This window comes from Mesorhizobium sp. B2-4-3, assembly GCF_006442815.1.
Lineage (GTDB): Bacteria > Pseudomonadota > Alphaproteobacteria > Rhizobiales > Rhizobiaceae > Mesorhizobium.
In genome coordinates this window covers 312,408-332,594 of record NZ_VFVL01000001.1, presented here as the reverse complement: position 1 = coordinate 332,594, position 20,187 = coordinate 312,408, and the positions used below count along the sequence as shown (strand labels likewise).

Sequence of the window (20,187 nt, the reverse complement as noted above, 5' to 3'; positions counted from 1 at the left end):
ACCGAATCCGGTCAGTTGGCGACGCAGAAATGCTGGTCGCCGTCATTGCCGGTGAAGGTGCCGGTCCGGGAATTGAAGCTGCGGTAGCGGTCCGAGCAATACTCGTACCAGGCCCGGGTCCACGGCTCGGCATAGCGGTCGGCATAGACGACGCGCGGTTGCTGCACGTAGTAGCGACGCACCGGCCGGTCGACATAATAGTCGTCACCATACGCCGGTTCGTAATATCTCGGTCCGGGATTGGCGAGCGCGCTGCCGATCAGGGCGCCTGCCGCGAGGCCGACGACACCGGCAGCGAGGGCGTCACCGCCGTGACTACGATGATGGTGCCAGCGCCAGTCGTCGGCATTGGCCGCCGAGAAGGTGGCCAAGGTGGTCGCGGCAATGCCTGCGGTCAGGATGGCGGTCTTGAGAAAGCGGTTCATTTTCGGTCTCCTTCGCGCCGGCCCGGGCATTTTTTCGGGGGATACGGACCGGCTTTAGCAAAGGTTAATAGAAGACCGTGGCTGAACGGAGGCTGAACGGAAGTCGGCGCAAACGATTTTTCGTGGCTTGCCGATTTTCAAGCCCGGGCGACTTTTGGAGCCTGGGCGATTTTTTTGAAGCCGGGGCGACTTTTCCGGACCTGGGCACAATCCACTCAGGGCGGGAGCGGTCCCGCCTGAAAGGCCTCCGTCGGATCCGTCGTGAGCTGGCTTAGCCGATCGACAGATTGACGGCCTTCGGACCCTTGCCGCGCTTGTCCGGCTCGGTGTCGAATGTCACTTTCTGCCCATCCTCAAGACCGGGAAGGCCCGACGCCTGCACAGCCGAGATATGGACGAAGACATCCTTCGCGCCATCATCGGGCGTGATGAAGCCGAAGCCCTTGGCATGGTTGAAGAATTTGACGGTGCCGGTCTGCGGCATGGGAAACTCCTTTGATCCCATCAAGTCAAGTCTCGGGCCGGCAAACTGCCCGAGAGGAAATTTGTCCTTTATTTTAGCGCTATCGGCAAGAGAAAGTTTTCGCCTGCCGATCCAAGCATTTGCGCGCAAAAAAGGCGCGACCGTTTCGGTCGCGCCTTCGCAATTTCAGGCCTGTCCAGAAGCCGGTTCATGATCCTGCCGCACCATTGCGTCCGCAAGGGCAGGCTGTTCCGGCGATCAGGCGGCGCGCAGGTTGACCGCCTTCGGGCCTTTGCCCATGCGGTCCGGCTCGACGTCGAAGGTGACCTTCTGGCCGTCGACCAGCGTGCGCAGGCCAGAGGCCTCGATCGCGGAAATGTGGACGAACACGTCCTTGGCGCCACCATCCGGCGTGATGAAGCCGAAGCCTTTGGTGGCATTGAAGAACTTTACGGTACCGGTCTGGGCCATTGGGGAAACTCCTTCACCCGTGTCAGTCTTGTGGTTCGCCCGCTGCCTCGCGCCTCGGGCAAATCCCGGTGGTTGCTTCGGCGGTCATGCATTCGCGCATGGTCAAACCCCCCGCCGAAAAACGGGGTTGTCAGAGATTCACACTTATCGGGGAAAGGTCGTCCAAAACGTTCCGCTCTCCGGGTCGCAAATGCCCGAACATGATTTTTATTACACGGAAACGTGATGCTTGCAAGACGACGCTCGCGGGCGGCCAGCGGCGCGTCCAACGCTGGGGCCTCGATAGCCCCGGCCTCATCACCGGTCATCGGCCAGGGACGGGCCAAGCATGGGCCAGAATGAGGGTAGCGACCATGGGTCGTGCGCTCCACAAACGATGGTTGCGTTTACCGCGCAGGATGCGAGGATATCGCGAGCCGGCATCACGCGCCGGGATGGAGGAGGGACATATGCGGCTTCTTGCGGTCTCGCGGCAGGGCGTCGTCATTTTCATGCTGTCCGCGCTGCTGGCAGCCTGCACCGTCGTCGTCGACGATGGGCCGCGCCCGCGGCCGCCCCGGCCACATCCGCAGCTCTGCACCATGCAATACGAACCGGTCTGCGCGCGGCGCGGCGGCGACCGCCAGACCTTCGCCAATGCCTGCCTGGCCGAAAGGGAAGGCTACCGCATCGTGCGCGACGGTCCTTGCCGCGACGGCGGCGGCGGTGGCGGGGAGCAGACGTTCTGCACGCGCGAATACGCGCCGGTCTGCGCCAGGCGACATGGGCAAGTGCGCACCTTCCCGAACGCATGCGAGGCCCGCGCGGCGGACTATCGCATCGTCGGCGACGGGCCGTGCTGAGAAGACCGCGGTGTCCATCCGCGCAAATGGACACCGCGACGCGCGCAGACGCTTTGTCTTGAATCTCTTGCCCGCATGGCTTAGGTCCGGCGGACCAACAAATACGGCAGGTTTCCCATTAGCAAAGATCACAGAAGAGCGGCAAACGCCGGCGGCAGGCCAGGTGGCTCGGCCAGCCCGCTCGACCCGTATGTGCAAAAGGCGCTGCAACTGCATCAGGCGGGGCGCCGCCAGGAGGCCGAGGCGTTCTACCGGCAGGTGCTGGGGCAGCAGCCGAACCATGCCGCCGCGCTGCATTTCCTCGGATTGCTTCTGCACCAGACCGGCAGGAGCGAGGAAGGGCTCGATCTCATCGAGCAGTCGGTGACGCTGCAACCCGAGAATGCCGACTTCCTCAACAATATGGGCACGGTCATGCGCGACCTCGGGCGCGTCGCCGCCGCGGTCGATTTCTTCCGCGGCGCGGTCGATATCCGGCCCGACCAACTGGCCGCGCGCGACAATCTCGGTTCGTCGCTGACGCAGCTCGGGCAGTTGGACGCCGCCGAGGAGATCTATCGCGGCACGATCGGCCGCAACCCGTTCCATGTCCGCGCGCGTGTCGGTCTCGCCGAAACGCTGCAGGAAGCCGGGCGGCTGGACGAGGCGATCAAGCTGTTCCGCGAGGCGCTGTCGATCCGGCCGAAGGACGCCGAGCTGCTCTACGGGCTGAGCGTCGCGATGATGGAGAAGGGCAAGCTCGACGAGGCAACCGATCTGGCCCGCCAGGCGCTGGCGATCGCCCCGAACATGGCGAAGGCCTGGCTGCTGCTCACGCAGGTCAAACACCAGACCGAGCGCGACAAGGAGCTTTCCGGCATGGAGGCCGAGCACGCCAAGGCGCCGCAGGGCAGCCTCGCGCGCATGCAACTCTCCTTCGGCCTGGGCAAGGTCAATGACGACCTCAAGGACTATGGCCGCGCTTTCGACTATTTCGCCGAGGGCAATGCCATCCGCCGCAAGGCGATCAACTACGATCCCGCGCGCACACGCGGCGAATTCGAGGCGATGAAGGCGGCCTTCGACACAGCCTTCTTCGAAAAGCACAAGCCAAGCGGCATTTCCGACGACACGCCGATCTTCGTCGTCGGCATGCCGCGTTCCGGCACCACGCTGGTCGAGCAGATCATCGCCAGCCACAGCCAGGTCTTTGGCGCCGGCGAGTTGAACATCCTGAAGACGGCCGTCGGCAAGCAGTTTCCGATGAGCATGCCGGGCGGCTTTCCCGCCGGCATCGCCGACATGCCCGACAAGGCCTTCGCCGAGGCCGGCCAGGCCTATCTCGAGATGCTGCATAGCCGCTATCCGGGCTGCCGTCACGTCACCGACAAGATGCCGGGCAACTTCCTTCTGGTCGGCTTCCTGCACATGATGCTGCCGAAGGCCAAGATCGTCCATTGCGCGCGCGACGCAGCGGCGACGTGCCTGTCGATCTTCAAGGTGCATTTCCGCGGCGACAGCCATCGTTATGGCTATGATCTCGGCGAGCTCGCCGACTTCCATAACCTCTACACCGACATCATGGCGCATTGGCACAAGGTGCTGCCAGGAGTCGTGCACGATGTGCGCTACGAGGATTTCGTCGCCGACCAGGAAGGGCAGACACGGGCGCTGATGGCGCATCTCGGCCTGCCCTGGGACGACAAGGTGCTGTCGTTCCACGAGACGGACCGGCCGGTGCGTACCGCATCGGCGGCGCAGGTGCGCCAGCCGATGTATCAGGGCTCGGTCGATCTGTGGAAGCGTTATGGGGACCGGCTGAAGCCGCTGCTGGATAAGCTGGGCTGATATTGAGGTGAGGCCGGCCTGCGAACGGCCTCTCGGCTTCGTCATCCACGGGCGGAGCGGAAGCGAAGCGGACGCGCAGACCCGAGGATCCATGCCGTGACCTCACGCGAAGGGTAAGGCGGCGCAGAACAGAGATCGTTCTGCGCCGCGGTGACGCTCATAGGTAACGGAATGGATCCTATGGTCTGCGCTGCGTCGCTTCGCTCCTTGCTTCGCCATAGGATGACGAAGCGATAGGCTGTACCCTTACAGCTCCAAGAACGGCTGGAAGCCGCCGAAGATCATGCGCTTGCCGTCGAAGGGCATGGCGGACCAGTCCATCTTGAGACGCTCGTCGGCCATCACCTTGGCCATGACCGCGTCGCGGCTCTGCCTGGACTCGTAGACGACCCAGGCGAAGATGACGACCTCGTCGTCCTTGGCTTGAACGGCGCGCGGGAACGAGGTCAGCTCGCCATAGGGCACGTCATCGCCGACGCATTCGACATAGGAGAGCGCGCCGTGCTCCATCCATATCGGGCCTGCGGTATTGGCCAGCTTCTTGTAGTCATCGAGATTTGCCCTCGGCACGGCAAGCACGAAACCATCGACATAGGACATGATGAGACTCCTTGGTGAAAAACAAGCGCCGGGTCGGCGGGGAACGACCCGGCGCGAGTGAGCGCGTCACCTTCGGGGCGACGCCTGCTCGCTAGGAAATCACTTCACCGGCGCATTCATCGCCCAGGCGATGCCGAAGGGGTCCTTCACCTGGCCCCAGCGGTCGCCCCAGAACATCACCTGCAGCGGGGTGACGACCTCGCAGCCGGCATCGACCGCTCGTTTCCACCAGGCATCGATATCGTCGCTGCCGAGATGGAGCTGCAACGTATAGCCCTGCGCCGCCTGGTGCGGGTGGCCGTGCTCGGGATAGGCATCGCCCAGCATCAGCGTCGAGCCGTTGACATAGAGATGGATGTGCATGGTGCGGCCCTTGTCGTCCGGCGGATAGGCGAAAACTTCCTCCGCGCCGAAAGCCTGCTTGTAGAATTCGGCGGCCTTGATGGCGCCGTCGACCTGCAGGTAGGGGGTCAATCCGCCAAGGACCTTGGCACGGGGCGGGGTCTGGTCGTTCATTCTCGTGTTCCTCTTCACGGGGTTGATCTGGCCACCCAAGGACGGACGAACCGGCGGCGGTCCTACATGCCTCCCGAAAATTTCTTAAAGGGCCGGTTCCCGGCAGTCCGGGCGACCGGAGAACAATCGCATTGGATATGCCACTTTATAGGACCTTCGCCGAGAAGGTAGCGGCACGGCGGCTTTCCCGCGTTTCGAAAATCTCCGGAAAGCCGATGTCCTTGCGCAGCTCGGCGGGCAGCGAAAGCAGGATGCGCTCGCTGCGATGACGGGCGCGCGCCTGGGCATAGCGGTTGGCAAGACGGCCGATGGATGACAGTACCGACATGATGTCTCTCCCTGGTTGATGCCGGCATCATCGTGTCGGCATCCCAAGGACGAGGCGGCAATCGGCGATCCGACAGATCGCCTCGATTTTTTTCAGAACACCGACGCCGCGAGCGCGGTGTCGTAATATTCCACCATCTCGATGATCTCGCCGTCGCGCACCGTCCAGAAATTGGCGGTGCGCATGATGAGCTCCTCGCCGGTGGCGCGGCGCGTCATGTGGATCTCGACTTGTGCCGCGACCTTGTCGCCGCCGTCGATGATCTCGACCGGGACGAAGTGCCGGTATTCGAAGTCATCGTCGAGCGCCAGGAGCCTGGCGAGGAATTCCTGCTTGCCATGCGCGGTGCCGGCATGACGCGATTGCCGGGGATCGGCAATCCAGCGGAACACGACATCCTCGGCGCACCGCGACAAGGCGCCCTCGATGTCGCGGTCCGCATAGGCCTTGTAGAGATTGCTGACGATTTCCACTGCACGCATGGCCCGTTCCCTCCATGGCTGAGCAATTCAAGATGCTCCTTTTTTAGCAGATGGAAAAGTATTGCCGGGCCGGCATTGCTTCGAATGCCGGCCCGGCAGATGTATCGTCTCTCAGTTCGGCGTTTCGGCGACGGAGCGGAAGAACGCTTCCGGGTCGTCGACTTCGGTCAGCCGCCACCTGTCGATCAGCCAGAAGCGGTTGCCGACGGCGCGGATGAAGGAGCGGTCATGCGAGGCAAGCAGGCAGCTCGCCTGATGCTTCAGCAATTCGTCCTCCAACGCTTCCTGACCGTCGATGTCGAGGTGGTTGGTCGGCTCGTCGAGCAGATAGAAATTGGGATGGATGAGCCGCAGTACCAGCATCATCAGTCTCGACTTCTGTCCGCCGGACAGAAGGCCGATCTTGCGCTCCTGCATTTCGATGGCGACGCCGGCCCCAGCGAGCAGCGAACGGGCGCGCTGCTCGCCGACATCGAAGCGGCGCGAGAGCATCGCCAGCGGCGTGTCGTCGCCATCGATGCCCGACAACGCCTGATCGCTGTAGCCGAGCGCGGTCGAGGGCGTCACCTTGACGTTCGCGACCGAACCCAGCTCGGCGACGGCGTCGCGGATCATCGCGATGAAGCGGGTCTTGCCGACGCCGTTGCGGCCAAGCAGCACGATGCGGTCGTCTTGGCAGATATGGCACTGGCCGGTCCTGAACAGCAACGTGCCGTCGGGCGTTTCGACCGCCGCGTCCTCCAGCGTGATCAGCACCTTGGCGTGAGTGCCGCGGTTGGCGAGCCGGATCGCGCCGGCCGAGCGCTCGCGATGCGCTGCTACGGCTGCATCTTCCAGCTTCTCCGCCCGCTCCTTGAGCTGCCTGGTCTTCACCGTCAAAAGGTCGCTGCCGGAGTTGATGCCGATATTGTTCAGCTTAGCGGCCTGCTTGCGCAGCTGCTGGGCGATTTTCATGTCGCGCTCGAACTTCCGTGCCGTTGCCGCATCGACCTCGTCGAGGGCCTGCCTGGCGCGCGAATACGGCAAGGCGAACACCGGTGAGTCCTCCGGACGCAGGAACAGCGTGCGGTTGGTGGCGGCGTCGAGGAAGGCGCGGTCGTGGCTGGCGATGATCACCGGCACCTCGCGGGGCAACGCGTTGAGCCATGTCTCGAGTTGGCTGATCCTGGCAAGGTCGAGATGATTGGTCGGCTCGTCGAGCAGAAGCACGTCGGGATCGGTGACCCAGACACGCGCGATCAGCGCCAGACGCTGCCAGCCGCCGCTCAGAGCGCGCATCGGCCGGCCGCGCATGTCTTCCGGCATCTCGAACGAGTCGAGAACCACGCCGACGCGCCAGAGCTCGCTGTCGCGCTGTTCGGGCGGCAAGGCATCGGCAACGACGTCATGGAAGCTGCGGTCGAGCAGCGCGTCGGGGACGGATTGCTCGACATGGCCGACGCGCAGGCCGCGCGAGCGGGTGATGTCGCCGGTGGTGGCCTCGAATTCGCCGGCCAGGCATTTGAGCAAGGTGGATTTGCCACGGCCATTGGCCGCGACGATGCCGAGCCGGTCGCCGGCGCCGATGATGAGGTCGAGATTGGAAAAAAGCGGCGCATTCATGGTGACGCCGAGGGATTTGAGGCTGATCAGGGCCATGTCGATTTCTCTGGTCTGCCCGTAGGAACTCGGGCTGTGATGCACTTTGACGGTGCGCCGACAGGCCATCAGGCCAAGTTCAGCGGCACCACGAAGGGCAGACCAAAAATCGAAGCGGGAAAACCCGGACCGTCCTGGTCAGCCCTGCAAGCAAGCTCGCAGGGCACAGACAGGGCCGCGCTGACGGTGGTGACAGTAGTTCACGCAGCCCTCCTTTCCAGATGTTCGAGTTGGCATGAGGTACACCGGGGGAGGGGCGGAGGCAAGTGGTCCGCTTCAAGCGGCGACGGTGGAGCGCTTGTCTTCTCCCCTTGTGGGAGAAGGAAAAGGCGCTACTGCCCCGGCCGACCAGTCTTGCCCGGCCGGCGTTTCTGGCGGCGCTCGTCGGCTGGATCCTCGTAGGAACCGATGCCGGCGCGCTGGCGGACGATGGGCTTGTCGTCGCGTTCCTTCGCACCTCCCTCTGTCCTGCCGGATATCTCCCCCACAAGGGGGGAGATCGGCTGCGGCTTCGCCGGCTTCTTGCCTTCGACGGGCTTCTCGGTGCGGCGCACGGTCATCTCGTCAAGCGAGTTCTTGCGGAACAGGGGCTTGGTGCGGTCGCCGGGAATGCCGAAATCGGAACCGTGCGCTTCCTGCGCTGACTGCTTCTTGAACAGCGAACGCGACACCGCGCCGGCCGGGGTCGGCATGTCGGTGCCGGGACCCATGTCGTCGATCGACGGCTTGGCGAAGAGCGGCTTCTTCACCGGCACGGCGCCGTCGGCGCCCATCTCGTCCAGATGCGGCTTGCGGAACAGGTTGGGCCGGGCAGCCTTCGCCGCTTCCTCGGCGGCACGCGCTTCATCGAGCTTGCGGAAACGCTCCTGTTCCTCGGCCGTGCGATGCTTGGCGACGCCCTTGTTGTGCTTGCCCTTCTCGCGGCCCGATGCAGGACTTTGCCCTTCCACCTCGCGCGCCAGCGGATCGTCGGAGATGGCAAGCTCCATCTCGCGCAGCCGCTTGATCTCGTCGCGGACGCGCGCCGCCTTCTCGAAGTCGAGATTGGCGGCGGCGTCGCGCATCTGCTTGTCGAGCGCCTCGAGATGGGTTTTCAGGTTGTTGCCAATCATCGCCCCGGCATTGTCGGTGAACTGCGAGATGTCGGCGCGGACATGGTCCTTCTCGTAGACCGAGTCGAGAATGTCGGCGATGCGCGACTTGACCGATTCCGGCGTGATGCCGTTGGCGGCATTCCACTCCATCTGCTTCTCGCGGCGACGGTTGGTCTCCGCCATCGCCCGCTCCATCGAGCCGGTGATCTGGTCGGCGTAGAGGATGACCTTGCCGTCGACGTTACGGGCAGCGCGGCCGATGGTCTGGATCAGCGAGGTTTCCGAGCGCAGGAAACCTTCCTTGTCGGCATCGAGGATGGCGACGAAGCCGCATTCGGGAATGTCGAGGCCTTCGCGCAACAGGTTGATGCCGACCAGCACGTCGAAGGCGCCGAGGCGCAGGTCGCGCAGGATCTCGATGCGCTCCAGCGTGTCGATGTCGGAATGCATGTAGCGGACGCGGATGCCGTTCTCATGCAGGTATTCGGTGAGGTCCTCGGCCATGCGCTTCGTCAGCACGGTGACCAGCGTGCGGTAGCCGGCCCTCGTCGTGTCGCGGATCTCGCCGACGACGTCATCGACCTGGCTCTTGGCGGGACGCACCTCGACCGGCGGGTCGATCAGGCCGGTCGGGCGGATGACCTGCTCGGCGAACACGCCGCCAGACTGCTCCATTTCCCAGCCGCCCGGCGTCGCCGAAACCGCAACGGAGAGCGGGCGCATGGCGTCCCATTCCTCGAAGCGAAGCGGCCGGTTGTCCATGCAGGAAGGCAGGCGGAAACCGTATTCGGCCAGCGTCGCCTTGCGGCGGAAGTCGCCGCGATACATGCCGCCGATCTGCGGCACGGTGACATGGCTCTCGTCGATGAAGACCAGCGCGTTGTCGGGAATGTATTCGAACAAGGTTGGCGGCGGATCGCCCGGCTGGCGTCCGGTGAGATAGCGCGAGTAATTCTCGATGCCGGCGCAGGAACCGGTCGCCTCAAGCATCTCCAGGTCGAAGCGGGTGCGCTGCTCCAGCCGCTGCGCTTCCAGCAGGCGGCCAGCCTTTTCAAGCTCTTGCAAGCGAAGCTTGAGTTCTTCCTTGATCGACTTGATGGCTTGATTCAAGGTCGGGCGCGGTGTCACATAATGCGAGTTGGCGTAGATCTTGACGCTTTTCAGCTCGCCGGTCTTCTGGCCGGTCAGCGGGTCGAACTCGGTGATGGACTCGATCTCGTCGCCGAACATCGAGATGCGCCAGGCGCGGTCTTCCAGGTGGGCCGGGAAGATCTCGATGGTATCGCCGCGCACGCGGAAGGAGCCACGGACGAAATTGATGTCCTGGCGCTTGTATTGCTGGGCGACGAGGTCGGCGAGCAGCGCGCGCTGGTCGAGCCGGTCGCCGACCTGCATCTGGAAGGTCATCGCCGTATAGGTCTCGACCGAGCCGATACCGTAGATGCAGGACACCGAGGCGACGATGATGACGTCGTCGCGCTCGAGCAGCGAACGCGTCGCCGAATGGCGCATGCGGTCGATCTGCTCGTTGATCGAGGATTCCTTCTCGATGAAGGTGTCGGTCCGGGGCACATAGGCCTCCGGCTGGTAATAGTCGTAGTAGGAGACGAAATACTCGACCGCGTTTTCGGGGAAGAATTTCTTGAACTCGGCATAGAGCTGCGCGGCAAGCGTCTTGTTGGGCGCCAGGATCAGGGCAGGACGCTGCGTTTCCTCGATCACCTTGGCCATGGTGAAGGTCTTGCCGGAGCCGGTGACCCCGAGAAGCACCTGGGTGCGGTCGTTGCTGCCGACGCCTTCGACGAGATCCTTGATTGCGGTCGGCTGGTCGCCGGCCGGCTCGAAATCCGACACCATCTTGATGGCGATGCCGCCTTCGGACTTTTCCGGGCGCTCGGGGCGGTGCGGCGTCCAAAGCACGCCGTCCTTGTGCAGGGGATTGCCGGATTCGATCAGTGCCGACAGTGCTGCCACCGTGGCGGTCACGCCGCTGGACGTCATCGTCTCGGCTTCTTCCAGCGAGACGTCGAGGCCGGCGATCGGATTGAGGCCGGCCGCGGTGCGCTCGCGCGCCGAGGCGGCGCCACCCATCGAGGTGCCGCGCGCCGTGCGGCCGGGGGCCGCGGAACGCTCGGGTATCTTCTTTGCCGATTTTGCCTTCGGCTGCTTTTCCGCCTCGCGCTCGATCTGCCCGGCCCAATCGGAGATCGAGCCGGTCAGCGGCGCGCCGGAAAAGTCGGCTTGCGGCGCCTCGCCAAAACCACCGGGCTTCAGCGGCTCGGCGGCATCGAGGAATTCCGTCAGCGGACTGCGCCGCTTCGGCGCGTCATCTTGCGCCGGCGGAGGCGTCTTCTTGTCGGGATGTCTGGCCATGACCCGAATATGGGAGGACTCGGCCAAAATGGAAAGAGCCGAGTGAAGCGGCGCCGGCCGCGCGCGGACGCTGCTGACAGAAGGCTGTCAGGAGAGGCGTCATGACGTAGTGAGCCGGAGATCGCCGGCGTCCGCTGTCGCGGTCGAGGCAAGCGCCGCGGCGATGGCGGCGGCACGGCGGGCCTTCGGTCCATCCACCGGCCAGACCAGACGGCGCCCGCACCTTGGCGCGGCGCTTCGCGCCAGAGGAGGCGGAAGCGGTGCTTTATCAGGGTGCTATTTTCTGACGATAGCTAGGGGGATGATGTCGACCTCGAAGGTTCGGTTCCTCGCCCCCGCCAGAGGCGGGGAGAGGTGTCCGCGAAGCGGACGGAGAGGGGGTTTCGTAAGGCGTAAGCCCTTCTCTTCGAGGCGCTTTCGCCGCCGGAACCGGCGCCCCCTCTCCGTCTCGGCGTCGCCGAGCCAGCTCTCCCCCATTTCATGGGGGCGAGGAACCCAAGACTGCGTTCCTCAATTGAACCACAGCGCGAAAGTCAAAAAGCCGGCGCCGCCGAACTCGCGCTGGATCTGGTCGAAATCGTCGCTGGTGAGGATCTTTCCGCTTTCGAGATAGGGCGCGATGCCGGGGCCGGTGATCGAAAGGACCAGGTCGAAAGGTTTCGGCTCGTCGAAGAAGCGCTTCATGTTGATGCCCTTGCCGGTGATGCGGAAATGCGGCAGCAGCGCGCGGCCTTCGAGAAGATCCTCGGCCACGGTCAACGTGGCGAGCCAGGCCTGCACCTGTTCCTCGCCGACCTCGAGGCCGGTCAGCGGATTGACGCCTTTCTGCTGCGGTCCCGGCAGCCATTCGCGGTCATTGTCGGTCTCGGCCAGGATCGCTTTCCAGTCCTCGCGCGACAGCCGGATCATCTCCAGCAGGTGGCGCCGCGCGGCCTGCCGGCGTTCCGGCTCGATCACCGGCCAGTTGACGAGATGCACCAGCGAGATGAAGTCGGCGAAGCGCCATTCCGAAGCGAACATGTTGCCGCTCATGCCGCCGTCCAGCGGCACCAGCGCGTCCTGCAGCGGCAGCTTGGCGCGCGGGAACAGCATGTGGAACGAGCCGTCGAAGGCATTGCGGAAATCATGCGCCAGCCAGAAATCGGCCTGCGCCATCAGGAATTCGGCGTAGCCTTGCAGCCAGAAGCCGTCGGCGCGGTCGAAGCGGAAGGTGAGCGAAGGCGCGGCATTGCCGGTGTCGATGCCGCCGCGCGAGAGCGAGGCCATGATCGCGGCGAAGCTTTCGTCCGGCGCAATCGTGCCGTCTTCGTTGAGATCGATGCCGGCGCGGGTGAGGTCGACGACCATGCCGATATCGGCATCGGCCGGCACGGAGCCGAGCGTGGCGGCGGATTTCTCCAGCCGGTCACGGAAGGCGACCAGGATGGCGCGGAAGTCTTCGTAGGTCAGCGGTTGCGGGTTGGGATTGTCCGGCACGGGCAATTGCATCAGCGGCAGCATGAAGGATTTCGGGCTCTCGAAACCGTGGCGATGCAGACCGCCGGCGAGGAGCTCGAGCGCTGTGAAGAATTCGCCGGCGCCGGCCGCATAGGCCGAGGCTGGGTCCTTGGCCGCTGCCGCCTCCAGCGTCGACAGCACCGTGTTGCGGTCGGCCACGCTCTTCGCCTCGAACAGGGACTTGGCCGCGTCCGGCATCTCCGCCCAGGCGACGGACGCAGGCAGGAATACAAACAAGGCTGCTGCAAGGATCGCTCTACACATCGTCATTGCCCTCCACTCATGCCGCGAGCATACACGTATTTGGCTCGAGGCGTCCTCCGGCCCGTGCCGATCTGCGAGCCCGCTTTCGGAACGGCGGCCGGCTTCAACCGGACCGTCAGACAGTCTACACAGGGCGAAACTGGACGTGTCCGTGTCGAATTATCCGCTTTCCTACAAACTGTCGTGGCTGCCGCGCCTGCTGAGACCGTCGCTTGCCGGCGACCGGGACGGTTTCTCGGCGCCGGCGGCGACGGTGATCGATCCGCAGCCCATGCGGAAGGTGCGGCTGGCGTTTATCGGCGACATTTCGGCGGTCGCCAATCGCGATGCGCCGGAATGCGATCCGGCGATCGCCGCGCTGCTTTCATCCGCCGACCTCGTGGTCGGCAATTGCGAAAGCCCGATCGTCGAACGCCCGCGCGCGGTCATGGGCACCTGGCTCGGCACGCATCACGCGATGGGCGAGCGCTTCCTGGCCGATGCGCTTGCAACCGCCGGCATCGCGCGCGACAGGCTCGTGCTGTCGCTGGCCAACAATCATGCGCTCGACCAGGGGATTGCCGGTTTCGAGGAAACGCGCGCGGCGCTGAACCGGCTCGGGATCCGAACCATCGGCACGGTTGCGGGCGGACCGGTCCAGCGTCATGCGGCCGGATCGCTGACGATCGGCTTTGCGGCCTTCACGCTGTGGCGCAACACGAACGCCGCGCCGTTCGAGGAACGCATCTCGATGCGCAGCGATCCCGCCGAATGGCCGCGCGACGCTTCCGGCATCGACTTGCTTTGCGCGGTGCCGCACTGGGACTGGGAGTTCCGGCATTTTCCACGGTCGGCCACGCGGTCGCTGGCGAGGCGACTGGCGGATCGCGGCGCCCGGCTGATCGCAGGGCATCACGCCCATGTCGTGCAGCCCATCGAGCGCATCGGCGACAGCCTCGTCGCCTATGGGCTCGGCGATTTTCTCGGCACCGCCCTTGCCAGACTGCCATGGCCGGCACGCGTCGGCTCGATATTCGTCGTCGATGTCAGCGCCGATCCGGCCACGTGCGGCGCCATCGCCGCCTACAAGATGCATTTCTTCATGCGGCTGCGGGCAGGCAATCATGAGCGGCTTGTGCCGGTCGAGGCGCTCGACGGAGCGCTCAAGCCGCGGGTCGCGGGCCGGCTGGAGGCGATTTTTCCCGCTTCGGGGAACTAGTGCCATTGCACAAGGATTTTGGCCGGTCGGCTCTGTTTGCGTTGGCAGGCGGCATGCCTTGGAGATTGGCCGAAACGCCCTTCGCGATCGTCATTCTAGGGCGGAGCAGGAGCGAAACTTCGTCGCGAAGACCCTGGAATCCATGCCGTTACCTTCGCCAAGGCGCGCAACGGAGCAGAATTCTGCACCGCAGCAATGCTTCGAAGTCACGGCATGGATTCTATGGTCTGCGCCGCGTCGCTTCGCTCCTTGCTCCGCCATAGAATGACGAGGCTGGGGTGGCCTCCACCAATCCCCAGCGTTTGCGCCGATTTCATGCAAATGAATGGAAAATCTTGTACCAAGACAAACGGTAACCTTTCAAAATCCCTGTGTCGGAACTAGCCGCCGATCGCCGCGAGCGCAGGCGACTTTCGCGCAAAAGCAGCTATCATGCCCGCATCTCAGCGGCGGCCGGGGGTGGCCATGGAAGCAATGGATTTCATGCCGAGCGAAGCGGCGATCGCAGGGATCAGGCGCGGCATCGAGGACTATGAGGCGAAACGGGCGTCAGCCCAGAAACAGGTCCGCTGGCGGGTGCCCGTGTTCGTCGGCCTGGTCGTCGTCTTCGTCGCGCTCATTGCCTGGCTGTTCAACGCCGCCGCCGATCCTCACGAACAGTGGTTCTCTACGCCGCATGTCTTTCTCTACCTTGGCGGCATGGCCGCGGCGGTGGTGCTCTATTTCCAGGCGCTGAGGCCGGCGACCCGGCTGCAGCAATCCTTCCGCGACACTCTGCTGCCGATGATCTTCGGCTTCGTGCGCGACGTGCGCTACCAGCACGGAACGCGGCCGAACTCCTTCGACAGGATGCCGCGCGAAACCGTCGGCGCTTTCAACCGCCAGAGCTTCGACGACGTCATTTCCGGGCGCTACGAGGATTTTCCCTTCGAACTCTACGAGGCCAAGCTCTGGGAAGGCTCCGGCAAAAGCGAGACGATCGCCTTCAAGGGCGTCATCGCCGCCTTCGAGACCATCGAGCCGTTCCCGGGCACGCTGGTCGCGGCGCGCAAGGCCGGCAAGGTGGCGCATTTCTTCCGCGGCATGTTCGCCAGCAAGATGCAGGAGCTGACCTGCGGCGTCGAAGACCTCGACGCCGCCTATGAATTCCGTACCGACAATGTCGAGGCGGCGCGGCCGCTGGTCACCGGCCGGATGGCGCAGGCGCTGACCTGGCTGCGCGAGACATGGCCCTACGACCAGGCCCGGGTGGCGCTCGGCGGCAGCGACGGCTTTCTGTTGATGCCGCGGTCGAAGAACTTCTTCGAGCTACCGGATATCTCGCAGCCGATCGACTACAACATTCATGTCGCGCCGATGATCACCGATCTCGGCGCCATGCTGGCGACGGCGGCGCTGGTGCGCAAGATCGGCGCGAAGGACGAAGCGGCCGGGTAGGGTTCAGCAATCGAAGCCGTATGCGGAACGCATGTAATCCGCCTCTTCCTTCGACATCTTCTTGAACATCACGCAGACGGTGAAGCTGCCGACTTGGCGGCCGTTCCTGATGTAGCCCCAGTCGGAGATGTCGTCCCTGGTGAATTCGATGTTCTGGCCGAGGACGACGTTGCGGACGATTTCCGGCTCGTTCGCCAATATGCCGGCGAAGCCGGCGTCGGTCCGCTTGAAGGGGATGACCCAGAAATGCTCCGTCGCATTGCCGTCGACGATCATCACCTTCAACTTGAACTTGTCGGTTCCCGGCGGCGGAGCGTCGGCCAAGGCCAGGAATTCATCCAGGCTGGATCGCGCCTTTGCGATCGCCGCCGCCATCTCGGCGTCGTCGGAGGCGATCATCATGGCCTTGTCGTCGCCTTCCGCCCAGGCATGCAAAGGAGCGAGCGCCAGCAGCAGGCATAGCGCGATACGAACGGCAATTGTCATGACACCCCCGGTCAAGGCCAATATCCCTGTGCACTATCTTCGAGCAATGTGTCGGCTTTATCAATCGGGGAACCGGCCCACGCCAATTGTCATCGGCGAATGATAACGGAGGGGCTTCGGCTGCCGAAACGAGGCACTAGAACTAGGCGCAGAGGACAGGGACATGCGATATTCAGGTGAGGCCGGCCTGCCCTGAATCTCAACACGCCTTGGACTGGCTTACAGACCCGTCAGGCCGGCCAGCCAGTTCGCCGAGCGCTTCGCCGCGTCCACCGTTGCGCCGGCGGCGCGGCTGAGATCGGTCTTGACCACGGCATAGCCGGCCTTGGTGCGGTAAAGCACCGCGCGGCCGCCATCGACCGACCTATCGAAGGCGACCGGCTTTGCCGATTCCGTTTCGCTGGCGGTCACCGTTGCGCCGACCGGAGCGCTCGGGCGATGGTCGAGCTCGGGCGGCAGCGGGGCGATGGTTTCGACGACGCGGTTCCTGGGCTTCAGATCCGGCCTGGAGGCTTTCGCGGCAAGCTCGGAGGAAGAGGCCGAGCCCTTGACGCGGCAGATGCCTGAAACCAGCGGATAGTTGAAATTGCGCTGGTGCAGCATCTGGCTCTTCATCGCCGCCTCGCAGTCGGCGATCGTCGTCCATTTGGCCGGCGTCTCGCCGATATATTCGCACAGCTTGGCATCGCAGTCGCAGCCGACGATGGTCATGGCGACAAGGGCGGTCTTGATCACGGTCCTGTCCCTTCGAAATTGCCTCCCCAACCCTTGCATCAATCCGCGCCGAACAAGGCGGGATTTGGCCGCGATTGTGAAAATGTGGATGACGGGACGTTTCCGAAGGTTGCTCGGCCGGCGCCTGTGGCCGAAATGCCTCAGTCGTCGGCGTAGACATGTTCCAATTTGGCACCGGCCTTGGCCAGAGCCGGCAGGACCAAATGCAGCTTGCGCACCGCGACGGTCAGCGCCGTGCGGCGCGTGTCGGGCGATACAGGGATCGGCTGGCTGAACAGGATGCGCGAGCCGTCGGGGGCGGTGATCTCCGCGCCTGAGGTCACCGTGATCATGATCTCGTCCTTGCCGCCGATCTCGACGAAGGAGATTCCCTTGTCGATGAGGCGCGGGACCATCCCGGCAAAGGCTTGCGAGCGGCTGGTGACGAAGATGGTGCCGTCGCCGCCGAGGTCGCGCTCGAGAAGCGTATCCGGCTCGTTGCGCGCCGCCTCGCCGACCGGGCCCTTGGCCCAGACATGGACGTCGGGCGGGCTCGGATCGCCGGCGCTGGCCAACGCCGATTTGCTGAGATCGGCGCACCATTGCTTGACCGTGTCGGCCAGGCCGAAGGCGAGCTTGCGTTCGCTGGTGCGGATGGAGTCGTCGCCGGCGGCGGGCTCGACCGCAAACAGGCCAGCGCGCTCTTCGGCATAGGGGAAGTCGGACCAGGGTCTGGTGTCGAGAAAGGCGGCATAGTTGCCGGCTGCCTTTGCCTGATAGATATCGGCGGCGACGCGCTTGCCGGCGGTCGCCTCGGTGATGCGGCCGACCGTGTTCTCGTAGGCCCACTGGAAGGCGTAGTCGATCGTCAGGCCGGTGCCGATGAGTGTTGGCGCGACGTAATCGAGGATGTCGATGCCGCGAGCGGACGTCACACGGATAATCGTTGCATAGTCCTGCCAGTAGTGGCCGACATAAGCCCAATAGGGAAAGCCGCTCGGCTGATCCTTGTCGACAAAGGTGGCGTAGTCGTGCGCGGCATGGACGGTTGCCCATTTCAGGTAAGCCAGCCAGGTCGACGGCGCCGGCGACTGATAATGCGGTATGGCTTGCCGGACCTTCGCGGCGAGTTGTGCCGGCGGAGCACCGTCGGTGATGCCGGGCAATGGGGTCTTGTCGAGTGCCGGGGTGGTGAGAAAGCCGTAGGCCAGTCCGACGACCGGGATCAGCACGACGGGAACGATTAGCCAGAGGATTGTCCTGATCAGCCGTCTCAGCCAGCGCAGCAGGAACATGTCAGGCCGCGCCCGGATCGATGGGGCGGTATATCGGCATGCAAAAGTCGGCACGTTCGGCGAAGATGCCGGCGACGGCAAGCTTGCGGATCAGCGGCATGAAGCATCCCCCTTCACGTCACGCTGAACGTTAGAGCAATTCCAGGAAAAGCGCGAGCGGTTAGGCTCGGCGACTTCGCCGTAGCCTTCCGTCCGGAATTGCGTAAGAACAAAGAGATAGGGCATTTTACCGTTTCCGCGAAACGGTAAAACGCCCTATCCGATTTTGACGCGGCGAACAGCCCGGCTCCGCAACAAAGCGCGAAACAGGTTACCGGCGCCGGCGATCTCCGCCGGCAGCATTCACCCGCCGGCGATGCATCGCGCCAAACTGCCTGGAAAGCCGTTCCCAAAAGACAGTTGGCGCTGGGATTTCTCCCAGCGCCTCCCTGTCAGATCAGGAACCGGTTAAGGCAGCAACTTCCGTAAAGTCGTCGCGCCAGGCCAGCCTTGATTTTGACGGTCCTGCCAGTCGCCACCCGAGGGCAGCTCCCGTTCCAGACCACGCCGATCTCCACCCTTGCGGGCTTCGCCCAGCGTGCCATCGAAGGTTTTTACCGGCCTTCATGGCAGCATCGGTCCGCCGTCGGCGTTGGCACGCTTTCCGCGGCACCCGTAGGTCTCGGCATCCGTCCCTCCAACAGGCAAGCCTGCTCTCGTTCTGGGCCGTACGGGCCTCAGGAAATCCGCCTTGCGCTTTTGCCTTTCGGCTGGGGCGTTCAGTGGCCGCCTGAGATGGGTTGAATGTACGCCGGGTAAGGGGTCTAGGGAATGCCGGCGTGCCTGTGGATAGCGGGATTATCGGGGACCAATGGCAAAAGCTTCGGAATCTGCCGGCCGAACCCCTTAGACAGCCTGCCCCGCTTTTTTAGCGACCTTGGATGTTCGAGCCTTGCTCCGCTGCCCGGTCCGCGTTTCAATGTCGGCAAAAGAGTTTGGGCCGGCAAAAGACTTTGGGCGCCGGCGCGGACTCCGCCGCGCATTTTGCGCGACGTGCCTCGGGGGAGGTCGGCTTGAAGGTCGGGGTGGTACTCAATCCGATTGCCGGAGGCGGCAGGCTCAAGCGGCATTGGGCGGAGGCGGCGGCGTCGCTCAAGACGAATTTCGGCGATTTCGACCTGCGCGAGACGCAAGCCTGCGGCGACGCCGAGCGGCTGGCGATCGACCTCGCCGCCGGCGGATGCGACCTGGTGATCGCGGCCGGCGGCGACGGCACCGCCAGCGAGGTGGCCGACGGGCTGCTCCAGGCACAGGATGAGACCGGCCAGGAAACCGCGCTTGGGCTTCTGCCTTGTGGTACCGGCATCGACTTCGCGCGCGGGCTCGGCCTGCCGCGCGGCATCGGCGCCTCGGTCAAGAAAATCGCCGATGCCGAGGGCCGCAAGATCGACGCCGGCCGCGTCTGCTACATCGACGACCACGGCGCGCTGGCCAGCCGCCACTTCATCAACATCGCCAGCCTCGGCCTGTCCGGCGCGACGGATCGCGCCGTCAATGCAGACAAGCGCAAGGGCAGGGTGCCGGCCAAGGCGCTGTTCTTCTGGCGCACGGTGCTCGAGTTCGTCCGCTATCGCTTCCAGGACGTCCGGATCACCATCGACGACGGCGAGCCGGTCGAGGCGCGCATGGCGCTGGTGGCGGTGGCCAACGGCAAATTCTTCGGCGGCGGCATGATGATCGCGCCGGACGCCGATCTCGCCGACGGCCAGTTCGACATCGTCATCCTGCGGGCCGCCGGCAAGCTCGGCTTGATCCGCGACCTCCGCCTGCTCTATGGCGGCCGGCATCGCAACCATCCGGCAATCACCATCCTGCGTGGCCGCAAGGTGCTGGTCGAGCCGCTCGGCGATGCCGAGAAGAACGGCGCGCTGGTCGACATAGACGGCGAGTCGCCAGGCCGAATTCCGGCGACGTTCGAGATCCTGCCCGGCGCGCTGACGCTGCGAGGTTGAATCAAGACGTTGGCCGGGGGTGGAGCGCCCGCGGCGTCGTCATCCCTGGGCGAAGCTCCGTCGCGGAGACCATGGGATCCATGCCGGGACTCCGAGCGCAGCCACGGTGCAGAATTCTTCACCGCTGCACCTTTCGGCTTGGTCGCGGCATGGATACTCGGGTCAAGCCCGAGTATGACGAAGGGAGGGCCGGTTCCGCCAATTGTCGAGGTATGCAGTCTGGTCGAAACTTCTGCCTGAGAACCA

18 protein-coding genes are annotated in these 20,187 nt (G+C 64.4%); 5 read left to right on the top strand and 13 right to left on the bottom strand.

The features are described from left to right. Positions 1-11: 11 nt before the first annotated feature. The 3 genes from FJ956_RS01575 to FJ956_RS01565 all read right to left on the bottom strand — a co-directional run bounded on the left by FJ956_RS01575 (position 12) and on the right by FJ956_RS01565 (position 1,359). On the bottom strand, positions 12-425 hold the full coding sequence (locus tag FJ956_RS01575) for a BA14K family protein (RefSeq protein WP_140676137.1): 414 nt from the start codon (positions 423-425) through the stop codon (positions 12-14). 271 nt (positions 426-696) lie between these two features. Continuing rightward, positions 697-909 (bottom strand): cold-shock protein, encoded by a 213-nt coding sequence (locus tag FJ956_RS01570; protein ID WP_006202521.1) that lies wholly within the window; start codon positions 907-909, stop codon positions 697-699. A 237-nt stretch (positions 910-1,146) separates the two neighbouring features. Beyond that, on the bottom strand, positions 1,147-1,359 hold the full coding sequence (locus FJ956_RS01565) for a cold-shock protein (protein WP_006202520.1): 213 nt from the start codon (positions 1,357-1,359) through the stop codon (positions 1,147-1,149). 449 nt (positions 1,360-1,808) lie between these two features. Here FJ956_RS01565 and FJ956_RS01560 point away from each other — a divergent pair, with 449 nt between their 5' ends. Next, positions 1,809-2,201 carry a Kazal-type serine protease inhibitor domain-containing protein gene (locus tag FJ956_RS01560; protein WP_140676134.1) on the top strand — a complete coding sequence of 131 codons (393 nt, stop codon included), beginning with the start codon at positions 1,809-1,811 and terminating at the stop codon, positions 2,199-2,201. A gap of 192 nt (positions 2,202-2,393) precedes the next feature. Beyond that, entirely contained in the window at positions 2,394-4,028 is a 1,635-nt protein-coding gene (locus tag FJ956_RS01555; protein ID WP_140676131.1) for a tetratricopeptide repeat-containing sulfotransferase family protein, read from the top strand. A 246-nt stretch (positions 4,029-4,274) separates the two neighbouring features. On the opposite strand, the gene FJ956_RS01550 is transcribed toward FJ956_RS01555, so the two are convergent. From FJ956_RS01550 to FJ956_RS01520, 7 genes are all read right to left on the bottom strand, one after another. Continuing rightward, the gene (locus FJ956_RS01550; protein ID WP_140676128.1) at positions 4,275-4,628 is read right to left on the bottom strand and encodes a DUF1428 family protein; all 354 of its coding nucleotides are present in this window, start codon (positions 4,626-4,628) and stop codon (positions 4,275-4,277) included. Positions 4,629-4,727: 99 nt separating this feature from the next. Further along, positions 4,728-5,144: a glyoxalase/bleomycin resistance/extradiol dioxygenase family protein gene (locus FJ956_RS01545; RefSeq protein ID WP_140676125.1), complete on the bottom strand. Its 417-nt coding sequence runs from the start codon at positions 5,142-5,144 to the stop codon at positions 4,728-4,730. Between the two features lie 145 nt (positions 5,145-5,289). Continuing rightward, positions 5,290-5,472, bottom strand: a complete 183-nt coding sequence (locus FJ956_RS01540) for a hypothetical protein (RefSeq protein WP_140676123.1) — start codon at positions 5,470-5,472, stop codon at positions 5,290-5,292. Between the two features lie 92 nt (positions 5,473-5,564). After that, positions 5,565-5,954, bottom strand: a complete 390-nt coding sequence (locus FJ956_RS01535) for a nuclear transport factor 2 family protein (RefSeq protein WP_140676120.1) — start codon at positions 5,952-5,954, stop codon at positions 5,565-5,567. Positions 5,955-6,065: 111 nt separating this feature from the next. Then, the gene (locus FJ956_RS01530; protein ID WP_140676117.1) at positions 6,066-7,592 is read right to left on the bottom strand and encodes an ABC-F family ATP-binding cassette domain-containing protein; all 1,527 of its coding nucleotides are present in this window, start codon (positions 7,590-7,592) and stop codon (positions 6,066-6,068) included. A gap of 332 nt (positions 7,593-7,924) precedes the next feature. Continuing rightward, positions 7,925-11,059, bottom strand: coding sequence for an excinuclease ABC subunit UvrB (gene uvrB, locus FJ956_RS01525; protein ID WP_140676115.1), 3,135 nt, complete (start codon positions 11,057-11,059; stop codon positions 7,925-7,927). A 510-nt stretch (positions 11,060-11,569) separates the two neighbouring features. Beyond that, positions 11,570-12,826: a hypothetical protein gene (locus tag FJ956_RS01520; protein ID WP_140676112.1), complete on the bottom strand. Its 1,257-nt coding sequence runs from the start codon at positions 12,824-12,826 to the stop codon at positions 11,570-11,572. A 145-nt stretch (positions 12,827-12,971) separates the two neighbouring features. Here FJ956_RS01520 and FJ956_RS01515 point away from each other — a divergent pair, with 145 nt between their 5' ends. After that, the gene (locus tag FJ956_RS01515) at positions 12,972-14,018 is read left to right on the top strand and encodes a CapA family protein (protein ID WP_140676110.1); all 1,047 of its coding nucleotides are present in this window, start codon (positions 12,972-12,974) and stop codon (positions 14,016-14,018) included. A gap of 465 nt (positions 14,019-14,483) precedes the next feature. Beyond that, on the top strand, positions 14,484-15,455 hold the full coding sequence (locus FJ956_RS01510; protein ID WP_140676107.1) for a DUF3137 domain-containing protein: 972 nt from the start codon (positions 14,484-14,486) through the stop codon (positions 15,453-15,455). Positions 15,456-15,458: 3 nt separating this feature from the next. Here FJ956_RS01510 and FJ956_RS01505 read toward each other — a convergent pair whose 3' ends face one another. From FJ956_RS01505 to FJ956_RS01495, 3 genes are all read right to left on the bottom strand, one after another. Next, positions 15,459-15,941, bottom strand: coding sequence for a DUF2314 domain-containing protein (locus FJ956_RS01505; protein WP_140676104.1), 483 nt, complete (start codon positions 15,939-15,941; stop codon positions 15,459-15,461). Positions 15,942-16,160: 219 nt separating this feature from the next. Beyond that, positions 16,161-16,676: a hypothetical protein gene (locus FJ956_RS01500; RefSeq protein ID WP_140647535.1), complete on the bottom strand. Its 516-nt coding sequence runs from the start codon at positions 16,674-16,676 to the stop codon at positions 16,161-16,163. A 140-nt stretch (positions 16,677-16,816) separates the two neighbouring features. Next, positions 16,817-17,950, bottom strand: a complete 1,134-nt coding sequence (locus tag FJ956_RS01495; RefSeq protein ID WP_140676102.1) for a hypothetical protein — start codon at positions 17,948-17,950, stop codon at positions 16,817-16,819. A 1,052-nt stretch (positions 17,951-19,002) separates the two neighbouring features. On the opposite strand from FJ956_RS01495, the gene FJ956_RS01490 reads away from it, so the two are divergent. Further along, the gene (locus FJ956_RS01490; protein ID WP_140676099.1) at positions 19,003-19,941 is read left to right on the top strand and encodes a diacylglycerol kinase family protein; all 939 of its coding nucleotides are present in this window, start codon (positions 19,003-19,005) and stop codon (positions 19,939-19,941) included. Positions 19,942-20,187 lie beyond the last annotated feature (246 nt).

Coding starts and splice junctions, on each gene's coding strand:
- FJ956_RS01575 (WP_140676137.1), bottom strand. CDS start 425: ATGAACCGCTTTCTCAAGACCGCCATCCTGACCGCAGGCATTGCCGCG.
- FJ956_RS01570 (WP_006202521.1), bottom strand. CDS start 909: ATGCCGCAGACCGGCACCGTCAAATTCTTCAACCATGCCAAGGGCTTC.
- FJ956_RS01565 (WP_006202520.1), bottom strand. CDS start 1,359: ATGGCCCAGACCGGTACCGTAAAGTTCTTCAATGCCACCAAAGGCTTC.
- FJ956_RS01560 (WP_140676134.1), top strand. CDS start 1,809: ATGCGGCTTCTTGCGGTCTCGCGGCAGGGCGTCGTCATTTTCATGCTG.
- FJ956_RS01550 (WP_140676128.1), bottom strand. CDS start 4,628: ATGTCCTATGTCGATGGTTTCGTGCTTGCCGTGCCGAGGGCAAATCTC.
- FJ956_RS01545 (WP_140676125.1), bottom strand. CDS start 5,144: ATGAACGACCAGACCCCGCCCCGTGCCAAGGTCCTTGGCGGATTGACC.
- FJ956_RS01540 (WP_140676123.1), bottom strand. CDS start 5,472: ATGTCGGTACTGTCATCCATCGGCCGTCTTGCCAACCGCTATGCCCAG.
- FJ956_RS01535 (WP_140676120.1), bottom strand. CDS start 5,954: ATGCGTGCAGTGGAAATCGTCAGCAATCTCTACAAGGCCTATGCGGAC.
- FJ956_RS01530 (WP_140676117.1), bottom strand. CDS start 7,592: ATGGCCCTGATCAGCCTCAAATCCCTCGGCGTCACCATGAATGCGCCG.
- uvrB (WP_140676115.1), bottom strand. CDS start 11,059: ATGGCCAGACATCCCGACAAGAAGACGCCTCCGCCGGCGCAAGATGAC.
- FJ956_RS01520 (WP_140676112.1), bottom strand. CDS start 12,826: ATGACGATGTGTAGAGCGATCCTTGCAGCAGCCTTGTTTGTATTCCTG.
- FJ956_RS01510 (WP_140676107.1), top strand. CDS start 14,484: ATGGAAGCAATGGATTTCATGCCGAGCGAAGCGGCGATCGCAGGGATC.
- FJ956_RS01505 (WP_140676104.1), bottom strand. CDS start 15,941: ATGACAATTGCCGTTCGTATCGCGCTATGCCTGCTGCTGGCGCTCGCT.
- FJ956_RS01495 (WP_140676102.1), bottom strand. CDS start 17,950: ATGTTCCTGCTGCGCTGGCTGAGACGGCTGATCAGGACAATCCTCTGG.